We start from the raw sequence: 15,932 nt of genomic DNA on the forward strand, positions 1-15,932 counted from the left end.
ACGAAAAAAACGATGCCATATACATTAAAAAAATTGGCTGTTTCGTTTCTTTTTCACACGCGGCAAGTTGAACTTAAAGGATATGGCCAACATGCGGATAGTAACGGTAATAATAAACCCCAGGAAGGCGGAGGATACGGCCGATTGCTCCAGGCAAACATAGGAAAACTGCAAAGCTATCGCCCCGGCAATAGAGGCGGTCGCATAAATATCGTGTTTAAATAATTTGGACACGCGTCCTGCCAACACATCGCGGACTACGCCGCCGCCAACGGCGGTCAACGTCCCGAGAGTAATATCAAACATCCAGTGATCAGGAAAGTAATAGCACCCCATGAGAGTTCCCGTTACCGTAAAAGAGCCCAATCCGACAGCATCACAAAGCAAATAAAACAGCAGCGAATAATGCATTACATTCTGGCGGAGCCTGGTATCAAAATAACGGATACCTATACTGGTAAGGGCAATCGTGAAAATGATAATGGCAAAATATATATCTTTCTGGAAGGCAATAGGCGGAAAATTCCCTAAAATAATATCCCGCATAATCCCGCCGCCAATCGCTGTTGCCGCAGCCAAAACAAAAACGCCAAAGATATCCATCCGCTTGGAAATGGCCACAAGTGTTCCTGACAACGAAAAAGCCAACGTCCCCAAAATATCAAAGATTTGCCACCATAACGAATCCATCTTTATCCTCCCGTATTATTAATACATTCTCATTGCCTAAACGACGCAGGTCCTGTAGAATAATCGTAACGCTCTTGATAAAATACCACGAAACGGAGGGAGAATCAACAACCGGTATGACAAAAGATGAATTCTATATGGGAAAAGCCCTGGCAGAGGCCAAGAAAGCATTTGATTTGGGAGAAATTCCCATTGGCGCCGTCATCATTTATCAGAAAAAAGTGATCGCCGCCGCTTATAATCTACGGGAAAACTTACCGTCCGCAACGGCTCATGCCGAACTTCTCGCCATCGAAAAAGCCTGCCGTCAACTGCATCGGTGGCGCTTGACAGGATGCACGCTTTATGTGACGGTAGAGCCGTGCCCCATGTGTGCCGGCGCCATTGTCAACAGCCGTATTGATCGCGTCGTATATGGCTGCCCCGACAGCAAAGGCGGCGGTTGCCGTTCTGTTTTCGCAATCGCCGACAGCCCCGCACTCAATCATCGTGCCGAAATAACGACGGACATCCGAAAAGAAGAATGCGCCCAACTGATGAAAGATTTTTTCCGATGGAAAAGAAAAAAGATTGACAATTAGCCTACGCCTCTTTATGCTTGGCTCGTCTTTATAAGCAGTTCTTATGTTAATGTAACTGAACAGCTCTTACGTAAATTCATAAAATATTCGGAAATGACGATTTGCTTATAGCTAGGCATGTTCCCCCGTTGAAAACGGTACTCACTTACCTTCGATACAAAAAAAACTCGCCGGCAGCAAGAACGACTCGCTCCTTTAAGCCTATAAAACGCATTGGCGTATCAAGAACAATGCCGTTCTCGATACGCCAACATTTTTTGTTCATGCCATGATTTTCGTGTAAAAATCTTACGCCCACTCACGGAAAGAGATATTCTACTCTGTTAACTACCTTTCCTCCCTGAACATAGACACGCGGCACGCGTCGATTGATATTGCAGGTTATTTCATGAACAATAGTTCCCACCTTAGCGGCAATCTCTTCAATCGTAATGGCGGCTTCCCCTTGCGACCCAAAAAGAACGACCTCGTCTCCGATCTGGACGTCAGGAATGGAGGAAACATCGATCATGCATTGATCCATACAGATATTTCCCACTTGAGGAACCCGTTTGCCGTGTACGATCACATCCGTTTTATTGGACAACAATCTCGGGTATCCGTCGGCATATCCGATTGGCAACGTTGCAATCTTTGTCGGCCCCTGGGCTGTAAAATGCCGTCCGTAACTGACCGTATCACCGGCTTCGATAATTTTTATATGGCTGATACAACAATGCAGCGACATGACCGGTTTAATGTCCAACGCGCCGATGCGAACCTCATCAGACGGGTCATAGCCGTATTGTACAATTCCCGGACGCACCATATCACAACGCATATCAGGCAATTCCATCGTGGCCGCGCTGCTGCAACAATGCCGCACATTAACAGCAACGCCTTCTTCCCGCAGCCGATTACAAAACCACGAAAACCGCTTAAATTGTTCCTGTGTAAACGTTTTGTCCTTCATATCGGAAACGCAGAAGTGGGTAAAGATGCCTTCTAAAATGAGTGACGGCAAGGCTGCTATTTTTTTAATTTCGGCAATGCTTTCTTCTGAAGGTCTATAGCCGATTCGCCCCATCCCCGTATCCGTAGCGATATGAATACTGGCCGGACGATTCAGTTTCACAGCCATATCGGAAATCAGTTTCGCGTCATCAAAATGAAATACGGCAACGTCAACGCCGTATTGAATCAATTCTTCCGCCCGTTCCGGCGCCGTATGACCCAATACCAACATCTTGGCGGAAATACCGGCATGCCTGAGCTCCACCGCTTCATCCAAGCAAGCTACAGCCAGTCTATCCGCTCCGTTTTTCAAAAACGTTTTGGAAAGCTCCACCGAACCGTGTCCATACGAATTGGCTTTGACGACAGCCGTAATTAAGATATCCTTGCCTACCAGTTCGCGCAGCTGTCTCATATTGCCGGCAGCCGCATCCAGATCGATCTGCGCCCATACGGGACGACGCGAATAATTCATTGTCAATTCCTTAACGTCCATACCATTCATCTTCCTTCTTAAAAAAACGGGACACCTGTTAAATAACAGATGTCCCGATACCAATTATATCTGTTTAACAGTTTAATCAGTGACTATCTTCTTCTGTTGATGATCAATGATTTGAAGGATCCGCATCATCACCCTGATAACGGGCAAATTCAACTCTCTGCAGTTTTTTGTTAAACCCAAGAGCGTAGTACACGATAATCAAGGCTGCGATCCAGACTGCCGTAGCGATGACCCCGACAAAAGTATTGCCGTTAAAGCAAGCGGAAACGATAACGATGACGAAGAAGGCAAAGGTTAAGTAGTTTGAAAAAGGCGAAAAAGGCATCTTATATTTAATATGGGCTCTTTCTTCTTCACTCAGGCCTTTACGATAACTCATCTGGCAAAACAGAATCATCATCCACGTAACCATGCAGGCAAAAGCACTGACAGCCGTAACGATTTCGAAGACCGATGCAGGCAAGAAATAGTTGAAGGCTACACCGATCAGCATGAAGAATACGGAAATGCCGATGCAGCGATACGGCACTTTATTGCTGTTTACGACACTGAAAGCCTTCGGCGCCGTACCTTGGAGAGAGAGGTTGTACAACATACGTCCAGTACTGTAAATACCGGAGTTGCACGAAGATAACGCGGCTGTAATAACGACGAAGTTAATAATATTTGCCGCACCGCTGATACCGAGCTTTTCAAAAACCATGACGAAGGGGCTGCCTTGATGTCCCAGCTGATCCCAAGGATAAATGGACATAATGACGAGTAACGCTAAGACGTAGAACAACAAAATTCGATACAAAACTTTGTCAATGGCTGCAGACAATGTCTTTTCCGGATTTCGAGCTTCGCCTGCCGTGACACCGATAACTTCAATCCCGACATAAGCGAACAGTACCATCAGTAACGTATCGAACACACCGCCAAAGCCATGGGGGAAGAAACCGCCGTGTGACACCAAATTGGAAATGCCCACAGCTACGCCGTCATTGCCAAGGCCGAAGAAAATCATGCCGCAACCTGTCAAAATGAGGAAGATAATAGTAATAATCTTAATCAGTGCGAACCAGAACTCAAATTCCCCATATGCTTTAACAGAAATCAAATTGGCACAAGTCATTAGCGCCAACGCACATAAGCAGGATATCCACTGCGGCAGGTCAGGAAGCCATAAATGAACATAAACGCCAACAGCCGTAATTTCCGCCATACACGTAACGACCCATACATACCAGTAATTCCATCCCGAAATATAACCGGCCAAAGGATTTAAGAATTGATAGGCATGAGCACTGAACGACCCGGAGATAGGATATTCAACAGTAATTTCTCCCATGGCCCGCATGACGAAAAAAACGGCAATACCGGCGATAATATACGCAGCAACGACACCGGGACCCGCCTTTTCAATAGCTGAAGCCGAACCCAAAAACAGACCGACGCCAATGGCCCCGCCTAAAGCGATCAATTGAATATGCCGCTCCTGCAACCCGCGATTTAAATCCTCATGAACAACTTGCGTCTTTTCCTCACTCATAAAATTCAACTCCTTTACAAATAAAATGAACGGTTACGATAACACTGCCCTCTCCTTTCCGATGAATTCGAAATGATAATTTGCGTAAAATATACACTTGTTGTCAATATCGAATATTCATCATGCTAAATTATCATCCTTTCATATTATATTGCAACTATGATAATAAGTCGATATTTTTTTATGATTTCTCATTGTAAAATTAATTTAAACCCGAAACAAAACAGCTTTACTTTATATCCCATTAACACGTTAAAATTTACTGCCAACAACACTAATAATTCTTAAACTTAACAAAATTTATTTTCTTAACTCTTTATCCTCAGTTTCATTATGATTTTAAGACATTATTAATTGTATTTTTATCATAGAGAAGTATTGTCTGTATCAATAATGACAGTTTGCAGTCCGATCTGAACGGCATCATATTATCAAACAATAAAACTACGTTTCCTCGTCAAAGGCTTTCATCGACAATTTTCGAATTCAATCACGGAGCATTAACTCTTTTCCAAAACAAAAAAAACAGCCGCGCTAAATCTCGGATTTAGCGCGGCTGTCTCATATTCCACATAAGATAAGCTAAGGTCTACATTGATACTCTTAGCCGACAAAGATTCCCTTACCAATATACGCCATGACACCGGCTGCAACGATGAAGAGAATAAAGTAAACTGCCACATTTCGCATGATAGAGCTGGGCTCAATGCTTAAACGCAACTCATCAGCCTTTGCCTTTTCTACGTTATTCGTAGAAAGATACGCTTCCAAAGCAGGCGCAACGGCACCGATACCGATAGCGATGGATTGCGGGGAGAACATCTTGCCGATGCCGGCACCGGCAGAATTGGTGGCCGCTAACCAAAGAGCCAAACTGTTGTTGCCGGCTTCCATCTGGCCTGCCGCAGCAGTCTGCAAGGGCCCGAAAAGAACGTTGGCGTTTGTTCCGGAACCGGTAATGAATGCACCTAACGCACCGACAAGCGGAGCAAAGGCAGGATAAAGCGAACCGGTAGCTACAACGAGCGCATCGGCGATGTTGGCTGTCATGCCGCTGTAGGTCATGAGTTTAGCCGTTACAACGACGGATATAATTGTAATATACGTAAATTTTAAACCTTTGAACGTATTTCCCAATACGCCCAACATTTCACCGAACCCGGCCTTTTGAATGGCGCCGCCAATGAAAGCGGAAAGGAAAATCATAATCCCCGGCGTAGCAATCCAAACAAACGTATACGGCTTAGCACCGGCACCCATGTAAATAGGAACAGACGTTTTAATCGAACTGAGCGGTACGTTAATGGCCGGTACCAACTTAGACGTAATGATCAGAAGAACAAAAATCAGGATAAAGGGCATTGCCGCAATAATAGCTTCGTGACTGGAAACCTGGCGAACATCCGCTTCAACCTTGTATTTCGGATTGTCGGTTTTAAAGATTTTTGCACAAATCGCAACAGCCCCCATAATGATCAGAGACGGAACGATAACAGAGAGCTCGGGACCAGCTGCCATGTTAATCGCCAATTCGGGAACAGCCAGGGCAAGGCCGGAAATTAACGTCGTTAAGAATACACCTTTAAGGGCCTTGAAGCCGCCGCCCATAATGGCGACAACAAAGAAAGGCGTAACGATATTCAAGATAAAGAGCTGAATAGAAATGAATTGACCAAGCGCGGCGGAATCAAGACCGGTCAACATAGCCAATGTAGTCGTAGGAATGGCGATAGAGCCAAACGTCGTCGGTACAGAATTGGCGACCAAACAGGCTAGAATGGATTTAAGCGGGTGGAAACCAAGGCCGACCATCATAGCGGCAGGAATGGCAACAGCCGTACCGAAGCCGGCCATGCCTTCCATGAAAGCGCCAAACCCCCATGCCAGGAGCAAAGAAAGAACGCGCATATCCGGGCTGACAGAGGTGAGGATGGTTTTGATCGTTTCCATCGCCTTCGTATGAACAACGAGATTATATGTAAAAATAGCGGCCGTAATAACCAATAAAATAGGCCAAACGGCTAAAGCGACACCTTCCACCGCACCGGAAAGCATAATTCCGGGAACCTTATTGTAGGCTTCCAGCGGCAGGACAGCAACAATAAAAGAAATAAGAGCAGCAGCCATACAAGCCTTCCAAGCAGGCACTTTCAAAATGGACAAGGCTATAATCAGCCACAAAAGGGGTAGCACGGCCAAAAATACGGTCATATTAAATTCACCTTTCCCTCCAACAAAAAAAAGAGACAACACAAAAAATTACATGCAACGCGCTGTAGTTCCGAAAATGAAAACCTGATCTCCTATTACCTGCATTGATTTCACTGACACAATCTGTTATACATAATTTCCCGTCAACTCAACCCTCCCTATTCATTTTTTTTTGCATAACAAAACTGACCATCAAAACAATCCCTAATATCAAGCATTTACTTTCGATTTTCATAAAGAACATACAAGCAGTGCCGCAGTAAGAACTTGTTATTATTATACCTTGTATAGTAAGTGCTGTAAATTGTATTAATACCTATTAGTCATACTTATTTTAGATTGGACTGCCTTTTCTCTTTCCTAAAGTGCACATGTATTTAACTTATTAATAATTTTATCTGCAATTCATAATATTATTTATAATATTATTTATAATATTCTTTCTTATTTATGTTTTAAAACTATTTTTATAATTACAAAAAGTCATTTACAGATTGCATAAAAAACAGGCCCGATGTAAGATCGAGCCTGTTTTCTTCGCATATTTATGCTTCTAAAATTGTAATCAGCAATTCATTTACAGCCGCCGGATTTGCGCGCCCCTTCGTTTCTTTCATAATTTGTCCCACCAAGAACCCGATCGCCTTTTTCTTGCCTGCCCGATAATCCTCTACGGACTGCGGATTCGCAGAGACAACTGTTTTTACGATTTCTTCCAGTTCACCCGTATCGCTGATTTGCACCAGTCCCTGTTCTTCAACGACCTGACCGGCGGACTTGCCGGAAACCCACATTTCAGGCAAGACCTTCTTCGCAATCTTACCGGAAATAGTCCCCTTGGCGATTAAACCGATCAGTTCCGCCAAATTTTCCGGAGAGACAGGCGCATCTTTAGCGGACAGCCCCTCATCATTCAGTTTCTTGGCAAATTCACCGAGCAGCCAATTGGCGGCCGCCTTGGGGTCGCTGCCGGCATCTACTACGGCTTCAAAATAATCTGCCGTAGCCTTTTCCAACGTCAATAACCCCGCATCGTATTCGGTTAAATTCAACGTATCGATGAAGCGTCGACGGCGTGCGTCCGGCATTTCCGGGAGTTCTTTGCGGACCTCTTCGATCCATTCCGGCGAAATTTGCAACGGAATCAGATCGGGCTCGGGAAAATAGCGGTAATCATTGGATTCTTCCTTAACACGCTGACTGATCGTCACGCCCTTATTTTCGTCCCAACCACGCGTTTCCTGTACAATCCTGCCGCCTTCTTCAAGAAGCTGAGCCTGACGGACAGCTTCGTATTCGATCCCCTTCTGTACACCCGTAAAGGAGTTGATGTTCTTGATTTCCGCTTTTGTGCCCAACGTATCCGTACCGACGGGGCGAACGGAAATATTGGCGTCGCAACGCATACTGCCTTCTTCCATACGGCAATCCGATACTTCCAAATATTGCAGAATAGAGCGGAGCTTTTCCAGATAGGCTTTTGCTTCTTCGCCGCTGCGTATATCCGGCTCCGACACAATTTCCAGCAGCGGCACGCCGGTACGATTGTAATCGACATTGGATGAATCGGAGGTACCGATCGTCGCGCCGCTGTGCACGAGTTTTCCCGCATCCTCTTCCATGTGAATGCGCGTCAAATGGATACGACGTTGTTTACCGCCGACTTCAATATCGACATAGCCGTTCAGGCAAATCGGCAAGTCGAACTGCGACGTCTGAAAATTTTTCGGCAAGTCGGGATAGTAATAATTTTTGCGATCGAACTTGTTGTAAGCCAAGATATCGCAATGCAGTGCCAATCCCACTTTAATGGCAAAATGCACGACTTCTTTATTAAGCACCGGCAAGCAGCCCGGCAGTCCCAGGCAGACAGGGCAGACATGGGTATTCGGTTCGGCTCCGAATTCCGTGCTACAGCCGCAAAAAATCTTTGTTTTGGTTTTTAACTCGGTATGCACTTCCAAGCCGATGACAGATTCATATTTCATCAGAATTTAACCTCCCCCATTGGCAACGGTTTCCGTAAATCCGTACGTTCCTGTTCAAAGGTGTACGCAGCGCGCAGCAGCGTTTCTTCATCAAGGGCTCTGCCGATGAGCTGCATGCCTACAGGCATGCCGTCCTTATAGCCGCAAGGTAAGCTAATTCCCGGCAAACCAGCCAGGTTCAAGGTGACCGTACAAACGTCACCGAGATACATGGCCAACGGGTTATCGCTGTTTTGGCCGATTTTGAATGCCGTGTCCGGCGTCGTAGGCGTCAAAAGGATATCGCAAGTTTCCAAGGCCTTGTCATAATCCGCTTTGACGAGTGTACGCACCTTCATGGCCCGCAGATAATAGGCATCGTAATAACCGGCGCTGAGCACATACGTACCCAAAAGAATACGGCGCTGCACTTCAGGTCCGAATCCCTGTGAACGCGTCTTTTTGTACATATCGACAATATCCTTGCCCCGTACGCGCAGACCGAACCCGACACCATCATAGCGGCCGAGATTGGAGCTGGCTTCGGCGGGAGCGATAATATAATAGGCCGCCAACCCGTATTTCATATGAGGCATTTTCACGCCGATGATTTCAGCGCCGAGCTTCCTATACGTTTCAATCGCTTCATTCAGAGACTTGCGGCAGCCGTCATCAAGCCCTTCGGCAAAAAATTCTTCCGGAATCCCGATTTTCATGCCCTTCACATCACGGACAAGCGCTTTTTTATAATCCTTTTTTTCCTGCCGAATCGATGTCGAATCCTTGACGTCGTGACCAGCAATCGCATTAAGGACGATCGCGCAGTCTTCCACATCATTCGTCAACGGCCCGATTTGATCAAGGGATGACGCAAAGGCGATAAGTCCGAAACGAGAGACAAGGCCGTACGTCGGTTTCAACCCGACAAGACCGCAATATGCAGCCGGCTGACGAACCGAGCCTCCCGTATCGGAGCCGAGACTCCAAACGGCGGCGCCGGAAGCAACGGCGGCGGCGGAACCGCCGGAAGAGCCGCCGGGCACGCAATCCCTGTTCCACGGATTGGCAGTCACTTGAAACGCGGAGTTTTCCGTTGAACTGCCCATGGCGAATTCGTCCATATTCGTCTTGCCGAGACTGACGTAATCGAGGGCGCGCAACTTATCAATAACCGTCGCATGATAAGGCGACCTGAAGTTTTCCAGTATTTTCGAGGCGCACGTCGCCTGTTCGCCCTTGATGCAGATATTATCCTTAATAGCGCCGGGAATACCGGCCAGATCGGCAATCTCTTCATGGGCGGCCAGCTTCCGGTCAACAACGGCGGCCGCTGCCGCCGCACCTTCCCTGTTATCCGATAAAAACGCCTTGACTTGCGGTTCGACAACATCCTTATGCGCCAGATACTTGGCCGTCAGCTCACAGGCTGAAATCTCGCCTTTGATCAATTTTTCATGCAGTGCATGGATCGTCAATGCTTCCACAGTACCCCTCCTCAGTCTTGTATCACTTTCGGAACCTTGAAGTAGCCGTCTTCCCGTTCCGGCGCATTCTGCAACGCATCTTCGTTGGACATGGAAGGCTGCGGCACATCTTCGCGCATAACGTTAAACATGGAAACGGCGTGAGCCGTCGGTTCGACATCACTGATATCAACTTGACCGATAAGCTCCATGTACGTCAAAATATCATTCAATTGCTTGCCGACAGATTCCAGGTCTTCGTCTTGCACTTCCAATCGAGACAACAGTGCGATCTTTTTGATTTCTTCGGCACTAACCTTCATAGCGACACTCCTTATTGAAAATGTAATTACCAGCACAGTAGTTCACAACGTATAATTATATCATTTTCTTTTTTTTTTGAGAAATGCTATCCGCGCTCCAGCCATTCCGCAAATTCCCGCTCCGTAATGATGTGAGTTCCCAACGATTTGGCCTTTTCATACTTACTGCCCGGTTCGGCGCCGGCAATAACCAACGTCGTCTTCTTCGTCACTGCAGCGGTACATTTGCCGCCGCGCCGTTCGATTGCATCTTGTGCTTCTTTTCGTCCCATGAGTTCCAGCTTGCCTGTCAGAACGACAACCTCTCCGTCAAACGAGGCGTTGATCAGTTCCCGTTTCTCCGCCGTTAAATCGACGCCGCGTTCTTGCAGCGCGCGAATAAGCTCCCGGTTCTTCGGTTCACGCAAATACGCGACGACCGACTCGGCAATGCGCGGCCCGATCTCTTTGATAGCCGTCAGCTCCGTCAACTCCGCCGCCGCCAGCGCTTCCATGGAACCGAAATGTTCGGCCAATATCCGTCCCGCTTTCGCGCCGACGAAGCGGATCCCCAGCGCGAACAGGAGCCGCGCCAACCCGACGTTCTTGCTCTTTTCAATAGCCTGGAGAAGATTTTGCGCCGATTTTTCGGCAAACCCCTCAAGCCCCAGCAATTCAGCATGCGTCAACGAATAAATATCGGCTACGGAATGAAGCAGCTGCCTCTCGACAAGCTGCCGAACGCTGGCCGTACCGAGGCCGTCGATATTCATGGCATCACGGCTGACAAAATGGGCAAACTGTTCGCAGAGCACGGCGGGACACGCCGGATTAGTGCAACGTGTCGCCGCTTCCCCGTCACGACGTACGACAGGACTGCCGCAACTCGGACAGACCGCAGGCATGCAAAAAGGCGTTTCCCGCCCCGTTCGCTCTTGCGGCAGCGAACGGACGACTTCAGGAATAATCTCGCCGGCCTTCTGGATAATGACCGTGTCGCCGACGCGAATATCCTTATCGCGAATATAGTCTTCGTTATGAAGCGTCGCCCGTTTAACCGTCGTTCCGGCCAAGCGAACCGGCGCCAAATCAGCAGCCGGCGTCAGGACGCCGGTACGGCCGAGGGAAAGAGAAATTCCGAGCACCTTCGTCCTGGCCTGCTCCGGCGGAAACTTATAAGCAATCGCCCAACGCGGAATTTTAACAGTGTTGCCGAGCCGTTTCTGCTGGGCGAAGGAATTAACCTTGACGACCATGCCGTCTGTCGCATAAGGCAACGTACGGCGCCCCTCATCCCACGTATGGATAAAGTCGATGACGCCTGTCATATTCGTGAAAACGGCCGATTCGGGATTAACGTGAAAACGGAAATCACGCAGGCGTTGCAACAGTTCCTGCTGACTCCCGATCGCCATTCCTATCGTTCCGCCGACGGCGTAGGCGAAAAAGGCAAGCTTGCGCTGTGCCGTGATCTGCGGGTCCAACTGGCGCAGCGAACCGGCGGCGGCGTTACGGGGATTGGCAAATGGTTCAAGCTCATCTTCGCGCCGTTGTTCGTTCAAAGCCTCAAAAGCGCGGACGGGCATATAGACCTCGCCGCGCACTTCCATATGAGGCGGCGCGTTGTCGATATGCAGCGGAACCGTTCGAATTGTCCTGATGTTATTCGTAATATCTTCGCCGACAGTACCGTCACCTCGTGTAACGCCGCGAATAAAGCTGCCGTCTTCATAAATCAAGTTGACGGCGAGACCGTCGATCTTCAGCTCGACGACATATTCCGGCGCTTCACCGTCAAGATCCTGCCGCACGCGGCGGTCGAAATCCATCAGTTCGGCATCGTTGAACACATCTCCCAAGCTAAGCATCGGCCGATCGTGTGTGTATTTTTTAAATCCGCCGGCGATCTTATGACCTACACGTTGCGTCGGAGAATCGGCGGTGATCCATTCGGGATGCGCTTTTTCAATATTCTCCAGTTCCCGATAGAGCATATCATATTCATAATCGGTAATTGTCGGCTTGTCGAGCGTATAATATTGATAGCCGTAAAAATCGATGGTCTCACGCAGTTCCTTGAGGCGTTGCGCCATTTCCTTATCAGTCATACCGTACCTCCGTCCCTATAGTTTTTCAAGGGGTGCATATTTAACGACGACCTGACGTATCCCCTGCGTAGGAAATTGTATCCTCATCTGCATTCCCGCCCCTTCGCCGATAACATCCAAAACCGTGCCGGTCCCCCAAACCTTATGGCGAACCCGGTCCCCTTTCTGCCACGAAGAATCGACAGCGCGGCTTTTCGGCAGCGACGTCGTCACCGGTTTTGTCAAAATCGAAAGGCGCTGCTTCCCCGGTACGTCCCCTTCACGCTGCGATGGCAAGGCGGCGCGGCGATGAAATTCTTCGATTAACCCGTCGGGAATTTCCCCCAGGAAGCGGCTCGGCAAATACGCGGCGACGCGGCCGTACATCGTCCGCGTCGCCGCATTGGTCACATACAGCTGACGTTCCGCCCGCGTAATGCCGACATAAGCCAGACGCCGTTCTTCTTCAATCTGCGCCGTATCCAGCAAGGTGCGGCTATGCGGAAAGAGCCCCTCATCCAGGCCGGCGAGAAAAACGACGGGAAACTCCAGTCCCTTAGCGGCATGAAGCGTCATCAGCGTAACCTTGGAATCGTTGCTTTCAAAATCGTCAACATCGCTGACCAATGCGATATTTTCCAGAAAATCCTGCAAACTGCCGCCTTCATTCGTATCCATGTAATCCTTCGCAACGGAAAGAAATTCGCCGACATTGTCTTTACGGCTTTCGCCTTGCGGATCATGAGCCGCATCCTGATCGAGCATGGCGCCGTAGCCCGTATCGGCGATAACGTGCTCGATCAGCGTCAACAGATCCCATTCTGCCACATGGCTGAGCAAGTCAAAAATCGTCACGGTAAAATCTTCCAGCGCCGCCTTGGCACGCTTCGTAACAGGCAGATTCTCTTCCGACGAAAGCGCCTCAAAGAGAGAGACTCGTCTCGCTTCGGCAAAGTCGGTCAAATGCTCCAGCGTCGCCGCTCCGATATTCCGTTTCGGCACGTTGATGATACGGATCAAGCTCAAACTGTCCTCCGGATTGTAAAGCAGACGCAAATAAGCCAATACATCTTTAATTTCCTTGCGGTCGTAGAACTTCGTGCCGCCCACCATCGTATAGGGCACGCCGTAACGGATAAGCTTTTCTTCCAAGACGCGGGACTGGGAGTTCGTACGGAAAAGAACGGCCATATCACCGTAGGGCTCGCGACTGATCTCGTGACGATTATACATCACGCCGGCAATGTAATCCGCTTCATCATGCTCTGTCTGCGCCGCGTAATGGATAATCTTGCCGCCTGCGGCATTTTCGGTCCACAAGACTTTCTTCGGCCGTTCTTCGTTATTTTCGATAACCGCATTAGCCGCATTCAAAATCGTCTGCGTCGAGCGGTAATTCTGTTCCAGTTTGATCGTCGTGCCATCGGGGTAGTCGCCCATGAAGTCGATAATGTTCTGAATATCGGCGCCGCGCCAGGCATAAATACTCTGATCCGCGTCGCCGACGACGCAAATATTCCGCCACTTGGCAGCCAACATCTTCGTCAGCATATATTGCGCCTTGTTCGTATCCTGATATTCATCAACCAAAACATAGTGAAAACGGTCTTGGTACTTTTCTCGTATTTCCCGTCTTTCCTGCAACAACTTGACGGCTGTCAGCAAAAGATCGTCAAAATCAAGGGCGTTGTTTTCCTTCAGTTTCTTCTCATATAAGGCGTACGCCTCGGCGACCTTCTGCTCGTAAAAATCGCCGGCCCGTTCGGCATATTCCGCAGCCGTCCAAAGCACATTCTTGGCACTTGAAATCGTCCCCAGAACGGAGCGCGGTGGAAATTGCTTATCGTCAAGATTCATTGTTTTCAGGCAGTCCTTGATGAGCGTCAGTTGATCGGCGCTGTCGTAAATCGAAAAATTGCGCGTGTATCCGCTGAAGCCGTCGATTTCAAAGCGAAGCAATTTGGCACAAAAAGAATGAAAGGTGCTGAGCCAGATTTTTTCCGCCGTCGTACCGACGAGATGCTGCACACGCTCACGCATTTCCTTTGCGGCCTTGTTAGTAAAGGTAATCGCCAGAATCTGATACGGCGCCGCACCTTTTTCCAATAAGTGAGCAATACGGCAGGTCAGGACCTTCGTCTTTCCCGATCCGGCGCCGGCCGTAATCAACAGCGGCCCTTCCGTATGCCGCACGGCCTCAAGCTGCCTGTCGTTTAAGGTTGCAAAAATGGGGTTCATACAAGCTCCTTACGTCTATACAGAAGAAAAGGGCCCACACCGCATGATGAGGGCCTTGATAAAAGCGCAACATTTACATTGCCGAAAGGATCGGCGGAATAACCTGCTTCTTACGGCTCATGACCTGCGGCAGGAATACTTCCTTATCAAGGACGTCGGCAGCAAAAGCCTTGGCTACGATATCATCCATGTTGCCGGCAAAAATCAGATTCGTCGATTCGTCGATAATGCTCGTGATCATCAGGAAGGATGCGACATAATTCTTTTCGGCGCGCATTTTTTCCAGCGCGCTGAGAAGGACTTTTTTCTGAGCCAGCAAGTCCGTCGTATCCATGACCTGCACCTGCGATACCGTAAAAGTCTTCCCGTTGCCGTTGAATTCCTTCATATCGTTATGAGCGATCTGATCCGGCGTCAAATCGGAAACATTCGCGCCGGCCTTGAGCATTTCCATACCGTATGTCTCGATATCGACACCGGCGATCTCCGCCAACTTACAGGCCGCCTGTTTATCCTCTTCCGTGCAGGTAGGCGAACGGAACAAAACGGTATCGGAAATGATCGCCGAAAGCAACAGTCCGGCGATATCCTTGGGAATGGCAATATGCGCCGCTTCATACTGTTCCGTTACAATAGTCGCCGAACAGCCGACGGGCTTGAAAAGGATAAAGATCGGACCGGCCGTCGCTAAGGTGCCGCCGATGCGATGATGATCGAGAACGCCGATGATTTCAGCTTCGTCAATGCCGTCGATGATCTGCTTTTTTTCATTGTGATCGACGAGAAATACCTTCTGCTTCTTCACCTTGGCTACCGCTTCGGCGCAAACCAAGCCCACATACTTACCGTCATCCGTTACGGGATATGTCCCTTCGGCAGGTACGTCGTGGCCGTTATCGCCGACGGCGAAAGAAAGCGCCGGATCGTGAGCCAAGGCCTTAATCGTACTGAGTTCTTCGCCGCGTACGGTCTTAATAAATTCTTCAGCCAAGGCGGCGCGGTCAACAACGCCGACAAACTTGCCGCCGTCCGATACGGGAAGTATATCCGCAGCGTGGCCGCGGAACCAGTTGGCGGCATCCTTCAGGCTGGCGCTGACAGGCAGCGCCGCCATATCGGTATAAACGGCGTCGCCGACCTTTACATAAAAATCCGTAACCAACGGCTGCAATTCCACGTGAAAATACTGCAAGGCGAAAAGCGATTCCTTGTTCGGTTCACCGGCGCGGACGGCTACGGCGTCAAAGCCTTGGAGCTGCTTCAATTTGGCCATTGCCAGCGAAGAGCAAATGGAATCTGTATCAGGGCTTCTGTGCCCCGTAACGAAGATATCGTGTTTCATCAATGTCATCACCTCATAA

General features: G+C 48.8%; 11 protein-coding genes. 1 reads left to right on the plus strand and 10 read right to left on the minus strand.

Translation table 11 applies throughout. The annotated features are described in order from the left end of the window. Positions 1–24: 24 nt before the first annotated feature. Positions 25–690, minus strand: coding sequence for a trimeric intracellular cation channel family protein (locus HMPREF1250_RS02035; RefSeq protein WP_023053033.1), 666 nt, complete (start codon positions 688–690; stop codon positions 25–27). Positions 691–806: 116 nt separating this feature from the next. Here HMPREF1250_RS02035 and tadA point away from each other — a divergent pair, with 116 nt between their 5' ends. Continuing rightward, the gene (gene tadA / locus HMPREF1250_RS02040; protein ID WP_023053111.1) at positions 807–1,271 is read left to right on the plus strand and encodes a tRNA adenosine(34) deaminase TadA; all 465 of its coding nucleotides are present in this window, start codon (positions 807–809) and stop codon (positions 1,269–1,271) included. A gap of 298 nt (positions 1,272–1,569) precedes the next feature. Here the strand turns inward: tadA and alr are convergent, their stop codons facing one another. From alr to HMPREF1250_RS02085, 9 genes are all read right to left on the minus strand, one after another. After that, entirely contained in the window at positions 1,570–2,760 is a 1,191-nt protein-coding gene (gene alr / locus HMPREF1250_RS02045; protein ID WP_023052945.1) for an alanine racemase, read from the minus strand. Positions 2,761–2,872: 112 nt separating this feature from the next. Beyond that, entirely contained in the window at positions 2,873–4,303 is a 1,431-nt protein-coding gene (locus tag HMPREF1250_RS02050; protein WP_023053101.1) for an amino acid permease, read from the minus strand. A gap of 603 nt (positions 4,304–4,906) precedes the next feature. Continuing rightward, positions 4,907–6,514, minus strand: coding sequence for an L-lactate permease (locus HMPREF1250_RS02055; RefSeq protein WP_023053032.1), 1,608 nt, complete (start codon positions 6,512–6,514; stop codon positions 4,907–4,909). Positions 6,515–7,059: 545 nt separating this feature from the next. After that, positions 7,060–8,502 (minus strand): Asp-tRNA(Asn)/Glu-tRNA(Gln) amidotransferase subunit GatB, encoded by a 1,443-nt coding sequence (gene gatB / locus HMPREF1250_RS02060; protein ID WP_023053093.1) that lies wholly within the window; start codon positions 8,500–8,502, stop codon positions 7,060–7,062. Continuing rightward, positions 8,502–9,965: an Asp-tRNA(Asn)/Glu-tRNA(Gln) amidotransferase subunit GatA gene (gene gatA / locus HMPREF1250_RS02065; RefSeq protein WP_023053005.1), complete on the minus strand. Its 1,464-nt coding sequence runs from the start codon at positions 9,963–9,965 to the stop codon at positions 8,502–8,504. The genes gatB and gatA overlap by 1 nt, the downstream gene beginning before the upstream one ends. Before the next feature lie 11 nt (positions 9,966–9,976). Beyond that, entirely contained in the window at positions 9,977–10,267 is a 291-nt protein-coding gene (gene gatC / locus HMPREF1250_RS02070; protein ID WP_023053115.1) for an Asp-tRNA(Asn)/Glu-tRNA(Gln) amidotransferase subunit GatC, read from the minus strand. Positions 10,268–10,353: 86 nt separating this feature from the next. After that, a complete protein-coding gene (gene ligA, locus HMPREF1250_RS02075; protein WP_023053010.1) occupies positions 10,354–12,354 on the minus strand; it encodes an NAD-dependent DNA ligase LigA in 2,001 nt (666 codons plus the stop codon). 15 nt (positions 12,355–12,369) lie between these two features. Then, positions 12,370–14,571: a DNA helicase PcrA gene (gene pcrA, locus HMPREF1250_RS02080; RefSeq protein WP_023053114.1), complete on the minus strand. Its 2,202-nt coding sequence runs from the start codon at positions 14,569–14,571 to the stop codon at positions 12,370–12,372. A 73-nt stretch (positions 14,572–14,644) separates the two neighbouring features. After that, positions 14,645–15,913 carry a manganese-dependent inorganic pyrophosphatase gene (locus HMPREF1250_RS02085; RefSeq protein ID WP_023053021.1) on the minus strand — a complete coding sequence of 423 codons (1,269 nt, stop codon included), beginning with the start codon at positions 15,911–15,913 and terminating at the stop codon, positions 14,645–14,647. Positions 15,914–15,932: the final 19 nt, after the last annotated feature.

The sequence above is a fragment of the Megasphaera vaginalis (ex Srinivasan et al. 2021) genome (assembly GCF_000478965.1).
Lineage (GTDB): Bacteria > Bacillota > Negativicutes > Veillonellales > Megasphaeraceae > Megasphaera > Megasphaera vaginalis.